The sequence below is a fragment of the Streptomyces sp. NPDC051064 genome, from assembly GCF_044455985.1.
Classification (GTDB): Bacteria; Actinomycetota; Actinomycetes; order Streptomycetales; family Streptomycetaceae; genus Streptomyces.
Map to the genome: position 1 here is coordinate 16,318 of NZ_JBITFK010000010.1, position 14,669 is coordinate 30,986.

General features: G+C 69.5%; 17 protein-coding genes, 1 tRNA gene and 1 pseudogene. 8 read left to right on the forward strand and 11 right to left on the reverse strand.

All coding sequences use genetic code 11. The features are described from left to right. The first annotated feature begins 14 nt into the window (after window positions 1-14). The 3 genes from ACIBCU_RS30750 (at window position 15) to ACIBCU_RS30760 (ending at window position 2,912) form a co-directional block, all read left to right on the forward strand. Window positions 15-88 (forward strand) — tRNA-Ala (locus ACIBCU_RS30750). A 78-nt stretch (window positions 89-166) separates the two neighbouring features. Continuing rightward, on the forward strand, window positions 167-1,162 hold the full coding sequence (hemB, locus tag ACIBCU_RS30755; protein WP_399235441.1) for a porphobilinogen synthase: 996 nt from the start codon (window positions 167-169) through the stop codon (window positions 1,160-1,162). A gap of 829 nt (window positions 1,163-1,991) precedes the next feature. Next, on the forward strand, window positions 1,992-2,912 hold the full coding sequence (locus tag ACIBCU_RS30760) for a DUF1963 domain-containing protein (RefSeq protein WP_362927996.1): 921 nt from the start codon (window positions 1,992-1,994) through the stop codon (window positions 2,910-2,912). Window positions 2,913-2,954: 42 nt separating this feature from the next. On the opposite strand, the pseudogene ACIBCU_RS30765 reads toward ACIBCU_RS30760, so the two are convergent. After that, window positions 2,955-3,140 (reverse strand): annotated as a pseudogene (locus tag ACIBCU_RS30765) (DUF397 domain-containing protein); the annotation flags it as partial. 5 nt (window positions 3,141-3,145) lie between these two features. Continuing rightward, entirely contained in the window at window positions 3,146-3,484 is a 339-nt protein-coding gene (locus tag ACIBCU_RS30770) for an inner-membrane translocator (protein WP_362927995.1), read from the reverse strand. A gap of 473 nt (window positions 3,485-3,957) precedes the next feature. Here ACIBCU_RS30770 and ACIBCU_RS30775 point away from each other — a divergent pair, with 473 nt between their 5' ends. Beyond that, entirely contained in the window at window positions 3,958-4,914 is a 957-nt protein-coding gene (locus ACIBCU_RS30775) for a MarR family transcriptional regulator (protein ID WP_362927994.1), read from the forward strand. A gap of 19 nt (window positions 4,915-4,933) precedes the next feature. On the opposite strand, the gene ACIBCU_RS30780 is transcribed toward ACIBCU_RS30775, so the two are convergent. Both ACIBCU_RS30780 and ACIBCU_RS30785 read right to left on the reverse strand, forming a co-directional pair. After that, window positions 4,934-5,176 (reverse strand): DUF397 domain-containing protein, encoded by a 243-nt coding sequence (locus ACIBCU_RS30780; RefSeq protein WP_362927993.1) that lies wholly within the window; start codon window positions 5,174-5,176, stop codon window positions 4,934-4,936. After that, window positions 5,176-5,958, reverse strand: a complete 783-nt coding sequence (locus tag ACIBCU_RS30785; protein WP_362928023.1) for a helix-turn-helix transcriptional regulator — start codon at window positions 5,956-5,958, stop codon at window positions 5,176-5,178. Before ACIBCU_RS30785 ends, ACIBCU_RS30780 begins: the two co-directional genes overlap by 1 nt. Before the next feature lie 152 nt (window positions 5,959-6,110). On the opposite strand from ACIBCU_RS30785, the gene ACIBCU_RS30790 reads away from it, so the two are divergent. Beyond that, entirely contained in the window at window positions 6,111-6,530 is a 420-nt protein-coding gene (locus ACIBCU_RS30790) for an ATP-binding protein (RefSeq protein WP_399235444.1), read from the forward strand. Between the two features lie 4 nt (window positions 6,531-6,534). On the opposite strand, the gene ACIBCU_RS30795 is transcribed toward ACIBCU_RS30790, so the two are convergent. From ACIBCU_RS30795 to ACIBCU_RS30805, 3 genes are read right to left on the reverse strand one after another with little or no spacing between them, the layout of a single operon-like run. Next, complete coding sequence (locus ACIBCU_RS30795; RefSeq protein ID WP_399235446.1) at window positions 6,535-7,194, reverse strand: response regulator; 660 nt, start codon at window positions 7,192-7,194, stop codon at window positions 6,535-6,537. Beyond that, a complete protein-coding gene (locus ACIBCU_RS30800; protein ID WP_399235447.1) occupies window positions 7,191-8,345 on the reverse strand; it encodes a sensor histidine kinase in 1,155 nt (384 codons plus the stop codon). Before ACIBCU_RS30800 ends, ACIBCU_RS30795 begins: the two co-directional genes overlap by 4 nt. Then, on the reverse strand, window positions 8,342-9,178 hold the full coding sequence (locus tag ACIBCU_RS30805; protein WP_399235449.1) for a lysostaphin resistance A-like protein: 837 nt from the start codon (window positions 9,176-9,178) through the stop codon (window positions 8,342-8,344). Before ACIBCU_RS30805 ends, ACIBCU_RS30800 begins: the two co-directional genes overlap by 4 nt. Before the next feature lie 178 nt (window positions 9,179-9,356). Here ACIBCU_RS30805 and ACIBCU_RS30810 point away from each other — a divergent pair, with 178 nt between their 5' ends. Continuing rightward, the gene (locus tag ACIBCU_RS30810) at window positions 9,357-10,673 is read left to right on the forward strand and encodes a hypothetical protein (RefSeq protein ID WP_399235451.1); all 1,317 of its coding nucleotides are present in this window, start codon (window positions 9,357-9,359) and stop codon (window positions 10,671-10,673) included. 119 nt (window positions 10,674-10,792) lie between these two features. On the opposite strand, the gene ACIBCU_RS30815 is transcribed toward ACIBCU_RS30810, so the two are convergent. Then, entirely contained in the window at window positions 10,793-11,200 is a 408-nt protein-coding gene (locus ACIBCU_RS30815; RefSeq protein WP_399235453.1) for an SRPBCC family protein, read from the reverse strand. A gap of 213 nt (window positions 11,201-11,413) precedes the next feature. Here ACIBCU_RS30815 and ACIBCU_RS30820 point away from each other — a divergent pair, with 213 nt between their 5' ends. Beyond that, the gene (locus ACIBCU_RS30820; RefSeq protein ID WP_399235455.1) at window positions 11,414-11,611 is read left to right on the forward strand and encodes a hypothetical protein; all 198 of its coding nucleotides are present in this window, start codon (window positions 11,414-11,416) and stop codon (window positions 11,609-11,611) included. 74 nt (window positions 11,612-11,685) lie between these two features. Further along, a complete protein-coding gene (locus tag ACIBCU_RS30825) occupies window positions 11,686-12,126 on the forward strand; it encodes a glutaredoxin domain-containing protein (RefSeq protein ID WP_362927986.1) in 441 nt (146 codons plus the stop codon). Window positions 12,127-12,218: 92 nt separating this feature from the next. Here the strand turns inward: ACIBCU_RS30825 and ACIBCU_RS30830 are convergent, their stop codons facing one another. The 3 genes from ACIBCU_RS30830 to ACIBCU_RS30840 are packed head-to-tail and all read right to left on the reverse strand — an operon-like array spanning window position 12,219 to window position 14,645. After that, window positions 12,219-13,004 (reverse strand): ABC transporter permease, encoded by a 786-nt coding sequence (locus ACIBCU_RS30830; protein ID WP_362927985.1) that lies wholly within the window; start codon window positions 13,002-13,004, stop codon window positions 12,219-12,221. Next, window positions 13,001-13,963: an ATP-binding cassette domain-containing protein gene (locus ACIBCU_RS30835; RefSeq protein ID WP_399235458.1), complete on the reverse strand. Its 963-nt coding sequence runs from the start codon at window positions 13,961-13,963 to the stop codon at window positions 13,001-13,003. The genes ACIBCU_RS30830 and ACIBCU_RS30835 overlap by 4 nt, the downstream gene beginning before the upstream one ends. 10 nt (window positions 13,964-13,973) lie before the next feature. Next, complete coding sequence (locus ACIBCU_RS30840) at window positions 13,974-14,645, reverse strand: DUF4097 family beta strand repeat-containing protein (protein ID WP_362927983.1); 672 nt, start codon at window positions 14,643-14,645, stop codon at window positions 13,974-13,976. Window positions 14,646-14,669: the final 24 nt, after the last annotated feature.

Sequence of the window (14,669 nt, forward strand, 5' to 3'; positions counted from 1 at the left end):
ATCCCGGGCGGGACGGGGCTCGTAGCGCAGTGGTCGTCGCGCCTTCACCGCATGTGGGAGGACGCCGGTCCGAATCCGGCCGGCCCTGTTCCACCTCCCGAGGGCACGCTTTTTTCCGGCTCGGGTGTCGGTAAATCGGTGATCTGTGCGGGTCTAGTCTCGAAGGATGACCGATTACGGAAACTTCCCCGGCTCGCGGCCCCGCCGGCTGCGGACGACCCCTGTCATGCGGCGCATGGTCGCCGAGACCCGGCTCGACCCGGCGAATCTGATCCTGCCCGCGTTCGTACGCGAGGGCATCGACGCCCCGGTCGCCATCTCGGCCATGCCCGGCGTGCAGCAGCACACCCTGGACACGCTGCGGAAGGCCGCTGTCGACGCGGTGGCGGCCGGTGTCTCGGGGATCATGCTCTTCGGTGTCCCGCTGGACGAGAAGAAGGACGCGCGGGGCACGGCGGGGACGGACCCGGAGGGCATTCTCCAGGTCGGCCTGCGGGCGGTGCGGGAAGAGGTCGGGGACGACCTGGTGATCATGTCGGACCTCTGTCTGGACGAGTACACCGACCACGGCCACTGCGGGGTGCTGACCGGCGACGGCCGTGTCGACAACGACGCCACGCTGGAGCGGTACGCCGAGATGGCCCAGGTCCAGGCGGACGCGGGCGCGCATGTGGTCGGCCCGAGCGGCATGATGGACGGTCAGGTCGGCGTGATCCGTGACGCGCTGGACCAGACGGGCCACGAGGACGTGTCGATCCTCGCCTACACCGCGAAGTACTCCTCGGCCTTCTACGGCCCGTTCCGTGAGGCCGTGGGCTCCTCGCTCAGGGGCGACCGCAAGACGTACCAGCAGGACCCGGCGAACATCCGGGAGTCGCTGCGGGAGCTGGCGCTCGACCTGCAGGAGGGCGCCGACATGGTCATGGTCAAGCCGGCCGGCCCGTACCTCGACATCCTCGCCAAGGTCGCCGACGCGGTGGACGTGCCGGTCGCGGCGTACCAGATCAGCGGCGAGTACGCGATGATCGAGGCCGCCGCGGAGAAGGGCTGGATCGACCGGGACGCGGCGATCCTGGAGAGCCTGACGGGCATCCGTCGCGCGGGTGCGCGGATGATCCTGACGTACTGGGCGACGGAGGTCGCGCAGCGGCTGGGCCGCTGACGCCTCGCGGAGGGTCCTGGAGCGGGTCACGACAGGTCGTGGCCCGCTTTTCATGACATTGAAAACTCTGCCACGGTTAGTGAGAACCCCGCTTCTCACAAGTGGCGTGCTGTCGAGGCTCCCATCGGAGAGGCGCTAGGTTTGACTCATCGCGGTGAGGGGGCGTCAGCTCGACTCTCACGGCAGGAACAGTGACGCCCTGCACTGCCTAATTGCGGTGGGCAGTACAGGGCGTATCACCAGGCTCTGCCCTGGGCTGTGTGCTATGCGGCGAAGCAAGCGGTGACAGGACTCCAAGGCATACTCGGGAACCGTAACACGGTGAACGGTCGCATCATGGACCTTTTCCCAGGTCCGGTGACGTGCGCGAGCTTTGCGCGATTCCTGAGGGTGGACCCTGCGATTGCCGACTCCAGTTTCGTCTACTGGTTCTTCAGCAGCTTCATCTGTCGGGTGCTATGTGGAATCACCAGGTACAACACACCGGTGTTGCTCGCTTTCAATACACGCGCTTTTGCCGAGATCCAAGATGTTCCCCTCCCGACACTGAGCCTTTTCAACCTCACTCCCGGTGACGATGTGGGGCGGTGATGGACTCGATGTGTTTTTGGCAGAGCTGGCGGAAGATTTTCGTGGGTGAACGGTGCCCGAACCTGGTGTTCCTTGGAACGAGATCTGACGGTCTCAGCCAAGCGTGTGGGATCCCATGTCCAACGGACATGGGGCTGCACCATCCATCCCCCGGCGACGGGTGGCACTTCGAAGGCAGGACTGATCACGCTCCCGGAGAGGACATGCGACCTCGCCTTGGAGCTGCGCGGCTTAACCCATGCCCACCAACACACCGATGGCACAGCAGAGTTGGAAAGTGGTTATTGTCGCGGGCATGGATCATCAGGGAGAGTTTCGTCGGGCAGCGCTTGAGTTGGGCATCCCGGACGACGAGATCAGCAGGTTCAGCCAGCATCTTCGTTTGGCGATCGGATTGTTCGGGGGTGGCGATGGTTCTCCGGTCGGGCACTTCGGCGGGTTGCCCCGGCTGCCGGTGGGCATGAAGTGGCCGTCCGCCGGGGACATCCCGTTGCCGTTGCTCCTTTCCGTCGATTGTGGGGCGCTGCCGAGGGTCGACGGCTTCGACCTGCCGGCGGACGGGACGCTGCTCTTCTTCGTTCACCAAGAGATGGACTTCGGCGAATTGCGGGCCGATCCGGGGCAGTACGCGCGAGTCGTGTATGTACCGGACGGCACCGAAACCGCGGTCGCGGACCCCCCCGACTCCGCGTGTGTCGGCGAGCGTATCGACGTCTGCGCCGAGCTCAGAGCCGGTCTACCCCTTTGGCTCGAGGAGGGCGACGAGGACTGGCACGAGTTCTGGGAGGATCTCGAGTGGGACGACATGTCATCCTTCCAGCAGCAGTTGGCCCGGTACATGGAGCGTGAACTGCCGCACCTGGACGAACTTCGGTCTCTGGCCTACGGCCTCTGGTCGTCCGGCGCCTACCTCGTCATCGGCGGATACGCCGATGACGAGGGGACGGTCGGCGGCATCACGGCGAAGACCCTCGCGAAGGGAGAACAGTTTGCCTATCTTCTGGAAGAGGACGCGCTCCGGCTAGCGAGCGAATGGATACCGCTCGCCAATGAAGGACGGGCCTACGAGGAGTACTACACGAAATTCATGATCCGCCACGACGACCTGGCCGCCGCTCGGTGGGACAAGGCAATTACCGTGACCAGGTTCGACACGTGACCAGGTTCGACGCACCTCTACCCCGGGGGAGCGAAGGCTGTTCACAAAGGCTGTCCAGGCGTCCGCGCCAATGGTCACGACCGGGCCGGTAGGGTTCTTGCTGTCGCGGACGGGAACGGTGGGGCAGGCGTCTCTCTGGGCTACCTCGACACACTGAGCCATTGAGCGTTTTCCAACCTCAGTGCCTGTGCCTCTGTCCCAGGGCTCCTCCGATGGCTGTGAATACATCTGGGTCAGAGCCAGGACCGCAGCGTGTGGAGTGCCAGGAAGACGCAGAGCGTCAGCTGTACCGCCCCGATAACTCGGTGCCCGATCCGCAGCAGCACGAGGGCCGTTACGCCGACCGCCAGGCCCAGAGCGCCGAAGCCCAGTACTGGCGCCCAGTCCAGGGGCGGTACGCCGGTCGCTGTCTGTCCGGAGCTGGCGTCCATCCGGCCCAGCCCCCGGACGGCGAGCACGATGACGACCAACAGTGCGGCCGCCACGTCCGCCACCAGTACGAGAAGCAGGAGACAACCTGCGGTGAGGGCACCCTCTCTGCCGGAGGGCTGCTTGTCGGCAAGTTCGGGCATGGCTTAACGATCGCCCGGAATTCATCCTTCCGAACGGTCCGTCGCCGACTCGCAGCCGGCAGCGATCGAGCGGGTGCTGAAGCAGGCGGAAGACCTGGCGGAGGCCATGGCCTGAACCGGTGCTCGAAGCTCGGGCTTCGAGCACCGGGGTTCGAGGGACGAGCTTCGGGAAGGGTGCGATCACTCTTCCGGGGGACGTCTGCGGAGCGCGGGTCCGATGCTTGAGCGTCGGGATTCGGGGGCCGGGATGCGGACTTCGGGATTCGAGCGCCTTCTTTACCCGGTAGGTAGAAGAGGGTTTGGGTAAACCTCCCCGACCTCCCTGACCCGTCACGATCAGCAAGTATGACTAATCGTGACCGACTTGCAGCGGAGTGTGGCGACTGCTTACGGTGCGGAAACCAGAACGACCCCGACGCGGTGCTAGCAACACCAGGCCGGGGTCTCACCCCAAGATCGAAAGCACCGATCCCGTGGCTATCCAGCACCTTAGCTCCGCCCCGAGCGCCCCCGCCTCCTCGCGCCCGTATCCGATGGCCAATCCCGGCTACGGCAAGCGATCCGCGCCGGACCAACAGACGCGCTGCGCCGAAGACTTCATGCTGCTGCCGCTGCGGGAGCGGAACATCGCCGGGTTCATCGACCAGCTTCCCGAGGGCGCGGCGATGGACGTCAAGGGGCTGGCGAAGCAGTTGCCGCTCTACGGTCAGCAGGCGGTCGGTTCGGCCCTCAAAGCCCTGTCCGTCGCCGGGTACCTGCGCCGTGTGCGCTGTCTGGTGACCGGCGAGGGCGGCCAAGTGCGCTGGGTCTTCCGCACGTTCTGGTCCCGCACCGCGCGCGACAACGAGTGGTGGGGTGCGCTGATGGCTACCGAGGTTCGGCGGGCAACCGTGCCCGAGCCTGTGGTGACCGTCGCTCATACGGCCCCCGTGGTGCCGGAGCAGAGGACGCGGGAAGCGGAGCCGGTGGCAGAAGGGCCCTCGCCCGCGTACGCGGCCCTGGCGCAGCTCGGCCGCGTTGATGCCCGGCTGGCGCTCTCCGCCGCCGACTGTGCGGTCCTGGAGCCGTTGGCCGCCGAGTGGTTCACGCGTGGAGTGGGCGCCGACTACCTCGTGCAGGCTCTGGTTGCCGGGCTTCCCTCCGGGGTCGGCTCACCGGTCGGCCTCGTCCGCCGCCGCCTCACGGACAAGATCCCACCCCAGGTGCCCGCCGCGCCGGTGCCGCCCGCGCCCGGTACGCCGGTCCGGCGGGCGATGATGGAGTGCACCAAGTGCGGTGTGCCCGGCCGCGCGGAGGCCCTTCCTGATGGCCTCTGCCGTGCCTGTCGGGAGCCCGGTCAGGGTGCGCCGGAGGGCACAGCTGAACTGCCCGCCGAACGGGACGTGCGTGTCTACGTCGCCGAGCTTCGCGATCTGCTCAAAGCGCCCTGACCGCCTGCTGCTCGTCCGGTCAGCTCCGGGCCACGAACGCGGCGAACGCCCACCACGCGGTGGGAGCGACGGTAAAGGTGGGGCCTTCGGGGTTCTTGGAGTCGCGGACGTGGATGGCGGTGGGGTGCGCGGCGACTTCTAGGCACTCGCCGCCGTCGCTGCCGCTGTAGCTGGACTTGCGCCATTCGTAGGCGACTTCGAGGCACTGGCCGCCTTCGCTGCCGCTGTAGCTCGACTTGAACCAGTGCAATGTGGTGCTCATCATTCTCCCAGCAGACGGTCCAGCATGCCCAGGGTGCCTTCGGGGCTGTGTGCCTGAGCTCGCAGCATCGCATATTTCTGCGACAGGATGCTGACCTCATTAGGGTCGGAAACGAGCTGGCTCCCCCGCTGGGTTTCGGAGTATGCGACGTACTGGTGGTCGGGGGTCTCCAGCAGGGTGAACGGGCCATCGAGGCCCGCGTGGCTCCTGCTGTTGAGGGGCAGGATCTGGAGGCAGACGCCTGGAAGGTCAGCGCAGCGGCGCAGGTGCCGGAGTTGGTCGGTGTGGTCCTGTTCCGGGAGGAGGCGCAGCAGGAGTGCCGCTTCCCAGACCACCATGCTGATCGTCGGAGGAGTCTCCCGTCGCAGAATTGCCTGCCGATCGAGACGGGCGGCGACTTGCGCTTCGATCTCGTCCTGGCTGAACGCGGGAACCCGGTTACGGAAGACGGCCTTCGCGTACGCCTCCGTCTGGAGCAGGCCCGGGATGACCTGGCTGTCGTACCAGGACAGCGCCAGAGCCTCCCGCTCCAGGTCCATGTACTGCTCCGCCCACGCCGGGATCAGGTCCACCTCCGGCATGTTGTCCACCGCCGTCTCCAGCGCACCCTTCGTGTCCAGCAGGGTGTCCAGGCGCCGGGCCAGGTCGGGGAGCAGCGCGCGGCGGCCCTGTTCGATGGAGGCGATCGTCTCCAGCTGTACGGCTGCCCGGTCCGCGAGCTGGGCCTGGGTCAGGTCCGCCGCGACGCGGAACAGGCCGACCAGCTTGCCGACGAGCTTCATGGCGGACGCGTTCCTGCGCTGCCGCTTCCTGGGGTGCATACGGTTCGGCCTCCCCGCCCTGGTGCGTACTTCACACGTCGGCGACCCGTACAAGAGATCTGTACGTGCTCACCTACTGCTGAACGATAGGCACACAGAGTGACACTCGTCTCATGAACGAGACGATGCAACTCTCGCTGCTCCGTGAGCGCTTCTGCCGGCGGGAACGCCGATCGGTCGCCGCGGTACGGGAGTTCACACGCGAGGCCGTGACCGACTGGGGGTTCGGGGCGCGGCTCGACGACGTGCTGGTGTGCGTGAGTGAGCTGGCCACCAACGCGCTGCTGCACGGCGTGCCGCCGGGGCGTGGGTATCTGGTCCGGCTGCGACTGGAGGCGGAGGAATGCGCGCTGTCCGTGGAGGTGCACGACAGCGAGGGCGGGGTGCCTGCGGTGCGGCGGCCCGACGGTGAGTCGGGGCGTGGGCTGCTGCTCGTCGACGCGCTCGCCGATCGGTGGGGCGTGGGGGAACGGGATCCCGGCAAGGTCGTGTGGTGCGCGTTCACGCGGCCTCGTCGGCCGAGCGTGTCCTGATGGTTCAGGACACCAGGCCCTGGCGGTAGGCGTAGACGACGGCCTGGACGCGGTCGCGCAGTCCGAGCTTGGTGAGGATACGGGAGACGAAGGTCTTGACCGTCTCCCGGCTGATCACGAGGGACGCGGCGATCTCGTTGTTGGAGAGGCCGTCCGCGATGAGGCGCAGGACCTCCAGTTCCCGCGGCGTCAGGGGGATGTCGGGCCCTTTGCCGTCCGTGGGGCGGATCCGGGCGGCGTACCGGCCGACGAGCTGGCGGGTGACGTCCGGGTCCAGGAGTGCCGCGCCGGCGGCCACGGTCCGGATGCCGTGGAGCAGCCGGTCCGGCGGGGCGTCCTTGAGGAGGAATCCGCTCGCGCCGGCGCGCAGCGCCTCGTAGACGTACTCGTCCAGGTTGAACGTCGTCACCACGAGCACCTTGACGGGGTGGGGCACTCCCGCGCCGGCCAGCAGGCGGGTGGCCGCGATGCCGTCGAGCACCGGCATGCGGATGTCCATGACCACGACGTCCGGGCGCAGTCTCCCGGCGAGGGTGACCGCGGTCCGCCCGTCCCCGCACTCGCCGGCGACCTCGAGGTCGGGCTGCGCGTCGATGATCGTCGCCAGCCCGGTGCGGATCAGTACCTGGTCGTCGCAGATCAGGACACGGATCGGCTCGGTCACGAGGGGCTCCCGGCGGGTATGCGGACCCGGACGACGAAGCCGCCGTCCGGCTGCCGGCCCGCGCTGAAGTCGCCGCCCAGCACGTCGACGCGCTCGCGGAGACCGGCCAGGCCCCGCCCGCTTCCGCCGGTGGGCGCGGCCTTCGAACTGGAGCCGTCCGTGCTGACCTCCACGGAGATCTCCTTTTCGCAGTGGCGCACCCGGACCGAAGTGGCGCTGCCATGAGCGTACTTGAGGGCGTTCGTCAGGGACTCCTGCACCACCCGGTAGGCGACGAGGTCGGCGCTGCCGGTCGACTCGGCGGGTGCGCCCTCCTCCGTGAACTCCACCGGCTGCCCCGCCCGCCGTGTCTGTTCGACGAGTGTGAGGAGCCCCCCGACGGGCGGCGGTGTGGCCTGGGCGCCGTGGTCGGGGTTGAGCAGGTCGAGCAGGTGCCGCAGGTCCGTGATGGCCCGTCGGCCGGTGTCCGTGACGGCCGTCAGGCTCTGGTCGAGCCGGTCAGGTGCGGCGGTCAGATAGCGTGCCGCCTCGGCCTGTACGACCATCGCCGTCACGTGGTGGGTCACGACGTCGTGGAGTTCGCGGGCGATGCGCGCCCGTTCGGCGGTGCGGCTGTCCTCGGCGACGCGGCGGCGGCGCTCGGCCTCCATGGCCCGGGTGCTGCGCAGCCATACCCCGATGCCCCAGGAGAGTGCCACGGCCAGGTAGAACGTCACGAACTCGCTCGGCGGGTCGCCCGGGCCGATCCGGTGGAGCGCGACCGCGAGCGGGACGTACGCGGCGGAGAAGGCGATCGCGGTGGTTCGTCGGTGGTGTTCCACGAGGGACGCCACGCTGATCAGCGCGATGGGCAGCGCGGTGCCCGCGAGCGTGTGGTACCCGCGGAGCTGGTCGAGGGCGAAGCCGAGCGAGACCGCGGTGAAGCAGATGACCGGCCACCGCCGGCGTCCGGCGAGCGGGAGGCACTGGAGGGCGATCGCCACGACGGCCAGGGCGTCGAAGGGGCGGTTCGGCAGGCCGCCGAGCTCCGTACCGTTGTTGCGGAACCCCGGCAGGAACGACGCGGCGAGGAGCAGCAGTGCCAGCGGGCCGTACCAGAGCGCGGCGTCCGGCCGGCGCCACCGTTCCGGGATCCGCGGAAGTCCGGTCATCGGGGGAGTGTAGTGGCGGCGGCGGCCTTGTCGGTGCCGCGGCGGCGGGGCACCAGATTGCCGCGCCGGTGGGCCAGCCACAGGAACGCCGAGGTGATCAGGGCTCCGAACACCACCGAGTACACGCTTCCTTCCGGGCCGAAGTCGCCGCCGGTGACCCATGCCGGGCCCGACGTGACGGTGTCCAGCAGTCCCTGCGGGGTGTTGTTGCCGGAGACCTCGGTGCTGAAGATGCCGGCCGCCGCGAAGTTCCAGCCGAAGTGCAGGCCGATCGGCACCCACAGGTTGCGGGTCGCGGCGTAGGCGGCGGCGAGCATCCCGCCGGCCTCGATCGCGATGGCGACGGCGCCCCACAGGTCGGCGTTCGGGTTCAGCAGGTGCGAGGCGCCGAACAGCACTCCGGTCAGGGTCAGCGCGATCCAGGTGCCGGTGCGCTCCTCGATGATCCGGAACAGGACGCCGCGGAACATCACTTCCTCGGTCACGGCCGCGGCCGCCATGAAGCCGACCAGTCCGACGGCGCCGGTGGGGGAGCCCAGGCCGTTGATCTCGTAGTGCGCGTTGAAGTAGATGTTCGTGATGACGGCGCCGAACATCGCGACGCCGATCAGCAGCCCCCGGCCGAACGCGGACCCGGCACCCTCGCGGGCCACCTCGGTGGACGGGCGGTGCTCCGTCCTCCGCACCACCCATCCGTAGACGAGTACGGCGGCCACGGCGGTCAGGAGCCCCAGGACGAGCTGGAGCCACGGACTTTCCTCGACAGCGCCGACGGCCTGACCGCCGATCATGGCGACCAGCACGACAGCCAGCAGTTGCCAGACGAATCTCATGAACGCTCCTTCGACGGATCCGCGGCCTGGGTGCCGCGGCGCCTCGAACGCTACGGATCCGGCGGTCCGCGATCGTCACCTCACGGTGGACACCTGCGCGTAGCTCGCACGGGGGACAGGCGCCACGGGGCGATCAATTCGGTTGAGGGCGTTCCCGGCTACGGGGAGGATCGCCCGCATGTTCTCGCGCAGGAATCGCCGCCCCACATCGCCCGAACTCGCCGCGGCCTGGGAGTGCCTCGACGAAGGTGACGTACCGGGCGCGCTGCGCCGACTGCGGCAGGCACCGTCGGCGCCGCTGGGGGAGGTCGCCACCGTGGTCGGCCGGGCCGCCGGGGCGGCCGGGTTCGACGACCTCCGGCAGGCTGCCGCCGCGCTGGCCGCGCACCCCGACCGGGTGCGGCCCCTCCACGACTACGGGTACGCGTGCGTGGAACGCGGCGTGCCCTACCTGGCGATACCCGCGCTGCGGGAGGCGCTGCGCCGGGCGCCGGGTTCCTCCGGCACGCTGCGGGAACTGGTCTCGGCGTACGAGGACGAGGGCCGGCACCGTGAGGCGGCCGACGCACTGCTCGCACACGAGGACGGCCTCGCCGACTGGCCCGATCGCTACCTCCTGGTCTTCAACGCCGTCCTGGCCGGAGACCTGGAGCTGGCCCGCCGTCAGCACGCCCGTCTGCCCGGCCCGGCCGAGGACGTCTGGCTCGGCGCGCGGGACCGGCAGAACCGTGTGATGGAGCGTGCCGCGACCGCGGGGCCGGTGAGCCCGCTGGACCACTCGGACCTCCGCGGCTGGCAGTACGTCATGGGCGGCACCGTGCTGGGCACGCTGTCCCCGCACGGATACGACGCCGGGATGACCGGCCGGTACGCCTGGTTCCAGGACTCCCACGACCAGTGCCTTCAGGGCCTGTTGCGGCTCAAGGCCGTGCTTGAGGCCGCCGGGGCGCGGCCGGCCTCGGTGTCCCTGCTGCCGGACCGGGGGAGCAGGATCCTGGGCCTGGCGGCGGCAGAGGTGCTGGGCCTGCCGGCGGAGCCCTTCGTGGCCGGACGGGAGGACACCGTCGTCATCGCCTACGACCTCGACGGCGCCGCGCGCGCCGCCCAGGGCCCCGATGTGATCCGGCAGCTCCTCCACCGGGTGCCGGGCCAGGTGCTGCACGAGCACGCGAGTTGCTGGACCGACCCGCCCGGCGTCGCCGCCGACAGTGTCACGCTGCTCCATCAGTCGGTCGTGCCCCCGTGGGGGGAGACCCTTCGGATGGGCGACGACGGCGAGGCGGAGCGCAGCGAGGCCGACGGGAGGCCGGAGGCGGAGATCGCCGCCGACATCGTGGGCGCCGATCGGACGCCGGACGGCGGGGACGGGGAGACGCCTGCCGACCCCGTCGAGAAGCTGACGGACTTCGTCTCGGCCGTGCGCGGCACGTGGCTCCGGGGAGACCGGGCAGGACTCAGGTCACCGGGCCCGGTGACCAGCTCCCGCTTCCTCTGACCCGGCCGGTGCCCCACGCGGTGTCATGGGGAGACGGCGGACAGTCCAGCACCCTCCACAGGGCCGACTCCTGTCCGTGATCTCCCGTCGACGAGGCGCGCGGGCGCGAGCCTGCGGCGTCAGCGTGCTTCCGTGAGGCGTTTGAGTGTCGTGAGGTCGGCTGTCACCGCGGCCTCGTCGCGCCGGAATTCGTCGGCGCTCATGCCCGGCCGGCGGCGCAGGGTGAACACGACCTCGCACCCGGCGCCGTCGGCGATCACCCGCACCGGGTTGTGGACGGTTTCGCCCGACGGCAGGGTGACGTGGTGGTCGAGTACGCCGTAGTCGTTCCTGGGCGCGAAGTCGACCACGACCCGCCCCATGGGCGAGTCGGCGATCCAGCCGCCGTCGGTCCTCTCGATCGACCTGCCCAGGCCCGCCGCCCACTCGGGCAGGTGGGCCGGGTTCGAGGCGTAGTCGTAGACCTCGTCGGCGGGGCGGTCGATGCGGATGCTGAGGTGACGGGTTTCGGTGTCCGAAGTGCTCATGGCAGCGACGCTACCCAGGCGCGGACGCCGTCGTCTTGAACGGATCGGACACCGGGGCCGTCCGGCCGCCCTGGTCGGGGGCGGTCGATCAGAGCCATGAACGCGACGTAGTGCGGTGAGGACGACGACGGGTGCGGCCATGGAGAGGAGCACCGGCCTGTCGTTGACGCCAGGGCAGGCACCAGCTCGCCACGACGGTCAGGTCGCCGGTGTGTGGCGCGCTGCCGGGGCGGCGGCCTCGAGCTGACCGCCTTCCGCGCGCTCGACAGGGCGGAGTGGCAGGGCCTGACCGAGGAGGCGGAGAAGCTGTCCGCGCTGCTCGCCGGCCGTGATCCGGCGGTCTACGGGCGTTACGGGCACTGGTGGGACAAGGGGGTACCGGGTACGGAGAGCGTGATCGTCAAGGGCTGACGGCCCGGCCGATGGATGCGTACGCACGCCACAGCGGCCACGCGGGCCCCTGAGCACGGATAGCCTGCGTCTTCATGATGCGCGCGTGGATATTGCCGATACTGCTGGTGCTCTGCGGCTCGGTCGTTGCGACTGCCTCGATCTTTCAGGGGAGCCCGGGCGAAGCCACGGCATACCTGCTGGGCTTCGTACTTCTCGCAGGCGTGAACTCGCCTCTGATCTTCCCCAGGTCCATCGGGGCGCTGGAGGCGCAACGCCGCAGCGCGGTCGACGGCAGGCCGGTGATCTTCTGGCGGTCGGGATGCACGTACTGCATGCGGCTGCGCATCCGGTTGGGGCGTGAGGCCGACCGGTTTTACTGGGTCGATATCTGGCGGGACCCGGCCGGAGCGGCGGCGGTGCGAGAGGTCAACCACGGCAACGAGACCGTGCCGACCGTCTTCGTGGCGGGCCGGGCGCACGTCAACCCTGACCATGCGTGGCTCCGCGAACAGCTCTCCTCCTCCGGGAGCTGAACAGACGAACAGGCGGCGTACTCCGGCGCGGTGCCGGTGTACGCCGCCTTGGGCGGGACGCTGTGCGGGAAGGGGCCCGCGCTGTCATGCGGTTACTTCGGGTCGCGGTCGAACTGAGCCTTCGACCAGCGGTAGCCGAGGACGGTGAGGCCCAGGCACCAGGCGATGGTGATCCACCCGCTGTTGCCGATCTCGGTGCCGAGGAGGAGTCCTCGCAGGGTCTCGATGGCCGGGGTGAAGGGCTGGTACTCGGCGATCGGCTGGAACCAGCCGGGCATCGACTCGACCGGGGTGAAGGCGCTCGAGATGAGCGGCAGGAGGATCAGCGGCATGGCGTTGTTGCTGGCCGCCTCGGCGTTGGGGCTGCCCATGCCCATCCCGACCGCGATCCAGGTGAAGGCCAGGGAGACCAGCGCCAGCAGCCCGAACGCCGCCAGCCATTCCAGGACGGTGGCGTCCGTGGACCGGAAGCCCATGGCGACGCCGACGGCACCGACGAGCACGACACTGGTGACCGCTTGCAGGACGCTCCCGGCGACGTGCCCGAAGAGCACGGAGCCGCGGTGGATGGCCATGGTGCGGAAGCGGGCGATGATGCCCTCGTTCATGTCGGTGGACACGGATACCGCGGTGCCGACGACGGTGGAGCCGATGGTCATCAGCAGGATGCCGGGGACGATGTAGGCGATGTAGTCGGAGCGGTCTCCGCCGCCGATGCCCGCGCTCATCGTGTCGCCGAAGATGTACACGAAGAGCAGGAGCAGCATGACCGGGGTGAGCAGCAGGTTCAGGGTGAGCGACGGGTAGCGCCGGGCGTGCAGCAGGTTGCGGCGCAGCATGGTGGACGAGTCGCGTACGGCGAGGGAGAGGGAGCTCATCGGACAGTCTCCTTGGGCTGGTTGGGGACGCTGGTGCTACTGGTCAGGGCGAAGAAGACGTCGTCGAGGTCGGGGGTGTGCACGGTCAGTTCGTCCGCCTCGATGCCGGCCGCGTCGAGCCGGTCGAGGATGGAGCGCAGCTCGCGCTGGCTGCCGTCACTCGGGATCTGCAGGGACAGCGCCTCGTCGTCCTGGCTGACCTCACCCAGGCCGGAGGCGGCGGACCGGTATGCGGCCGGGTCGGTGAAGCGGAGCCGGATGTGTCCGCCGGGGATCATCCGCTTGAGTTCGTCGGCGGTGCCCTCGGCGGCGAGTTTGCCGTCGTGGAGTACGGCGATGCGGTCGGCGAGTTCGTCCGCCTCCTCCAGGTACTGGGTGGTGAGGAAGACGGTGACGCCGTCGGCGACGAGTTCGCGGATGATGCCCCACATGGTGTGGCGGCTGCGGGGGTCGAGGCCGGTGGTCGGCTCGTCGAGGAAGATGATCCTCGGGCCGCCGACCAGGGTCATGGCGATGTCCAGGCGGCGCTTCATGCCGCCGGAGTAGGTGGAGGCGGGCTTCTTCGCGGCCTCGACCAGGTCGAAGCGCTCCAGCAGTTCGGCGGTGGTGCGCCGGGCCTCGCTGCGGGAGAGGTGGTGCAGGTCGGCCATGAGGAGCATGTTCTCCTCGCCGGTGATCAGACCGTCGACCGCCGAGAACTGCCCGGTGACACCGATCGCGGCCCGCACCGCCTGAGGGTCCGTCGCCAGGTCGTGGCCGCCGATGTGGATGTCGCCGGTGCCCGGGCCGGCGCCGATCAGGGTGGAGAGGATCTTCACGGCGGTGGTCTTGCCGGCGCCGTTCGGGCCGAGCAGTGCGAACACGGACCCTGCGGGGACGGCCAGGTCGATGCCGTCGAGGACGGTCTTGTCGCCGTAGGACTTACGCAGCCCGTTCGCTGCGATGGCCAGGTCGGTCATGGGGAACTCCTCAGAGGCTGCGGGCGGTGATGTCGCCGTGGGCGGTGGTCGCGTGGATGGTGAGGGCGGCGTCGGCGCCGTCCGCGTTCTTGAGCGTGTTGTGGATCCGGCCGTAGCCGCTGCCGGCGTCGAGGGAGGCGGAGACCCCGCGGGCGGCGCCGATCGAGATCTCGCCGGCCTCCGTGCGCAGCGTGACCGTGCCGCGTACGGCCTCGGTGATGCGGAGGTCGCCCTTCAGGGTGCTGATCCGTGCGGGACCGCCCAGGCGTCCGACGGTGATGTCGCCGGCCTGGAGGGCGAGATGGGCGACATCGGTCTCGTCGAGCTTGACCGAGCCCTGCGCGCTCTCGAAGGTGACGTCGCCGAGGCGTCCGACGCCCCGGAGATCGGCGCTGGCCGCCTTCGCCTCGACGCGGGAGCCGGCGGGAAGCTGGACGGTGACCTCGACGAACCCGGAGCTGCCGAGAATCCGGTTCGACGCCTCCGGGGCCTCGATGCGCAGAACTCCATCGCTCCAGGCGACTTCGGTCTGCTCGGCGGCCTTCACGTCCCGGCTCTTCGAGGCGTTCGCGGGCAGGATCTCGACCGTGGTGTCCACCCGGTCCGCGGCGATGAACTGGATGCGTCCCGCAGGGATGTCGAGGATGACCGCGACCGGGGCGGGGGTGGTGAACGTCTGCATCGTGCTCTCCTTCGGTTCGTGTTT

Bases quoted from the DNA above. Each gene is read 5' to 3' on its own strand.
- hemB (WP_399235441.1), top strand. From the start codon at position 167: ATGACCGATTACGGAAACTTCCCCGGCTCGCGGCCCCGCCGGCTGCGG.
- ACIBCU_RS30760 (WP_362927996.1), top strand. From the start codon at position 1,992: ATGCCCACCAACACACCGATGGCACAGCAGAGTTGGAAAGTGGTTATT.
- ACIBCU_RS30770 (WP_362927995.1), bottom strand. From the start codon at position 3,484: ATGCCCGAACTTGCCGACAAGCAGCCCTCCGGCAGAGAGGGTGCCCTC.
- ACIBCU_RS30780 (WP_362927993.1), bottom strand. From the start codon at position 5,176: ATGAGCACCACATTGCACTGGTTCAAGTCGAGCTACAGCGGCAGCGAA.
- ACIBCU_RS30785 (WP_362928023.1), bottom strand. From the start codon at position 5,958: ATGAAGCTCGTCGGCAAGCTGGTCGGCCTGTTCCGCGTCGCGGCGGAC.
- ACIBCU_RS30790 (WP_399235444.1), top strand. From the start codon at position 6,111: ATGAACGAGACGATGCAACTCTCGCTGCTCCGTGAGCGCTTCTGCCGG.
- ACIBCU_RS30800 (WP_399235447.1), bottom strand. From the start codon at position 8,345: ATGACCGGACTTCCGCGGATCCCGGAACGGTGGCGCCGGCCGGACGCC.
- ACIBCU_RS30805 (WP_399235449.1), bottom strand. From the start codon at position 9,178: ATGAGATTCGTCTGGCAACTGCTGGCTGTCGTGCTGGTCGCCATGATC.
- ACIBCU_RS30810 (WP_399235451.1), top strand. From the start codon at position 9,357: ATGTTCTCGCGCAGGAATCGCCGCCCCACATCGCCCGAACTCGCCGCG.
- ACIBCU_RS30815 (WP_399235453.1), bottom strand. From the start codon at position 11,200: ATGAGCACTTCGGACACCGAAACCCGTCACCTCAGCATCCGCATCGAC.
- ACIBCU_RS30825 (WP_362927986.1), top strand. From the start codon at position 11,686: ATGATGCGCGCGTGGATATTGCCGATACTGCTGGTGCTCTGCGGCTCG.
- ACIBCU_RS30830 (WP_362927985.1), bottom strand. From the start codon at position 13,004: ATGAGCTCCCTCTCCCTCGCCGTACGCGACTCGTCCACCATGCTGCGC.
- ACIBCU_RS30835 (WP_399235458.1), bottom strand. From the start codon at position 13,963: ATGACCGACCTGGCCATCGCAGCGAACGGGCTGCGTAAGTCCTACGGC.
- ACIBCU_RS30840 (WP_362927983.1), bottom strand. From the start codon at position 14,645: ATGCAGACGTTCACCACCCCCGCCCCGGTCGCGGTCATCCTCGACATC.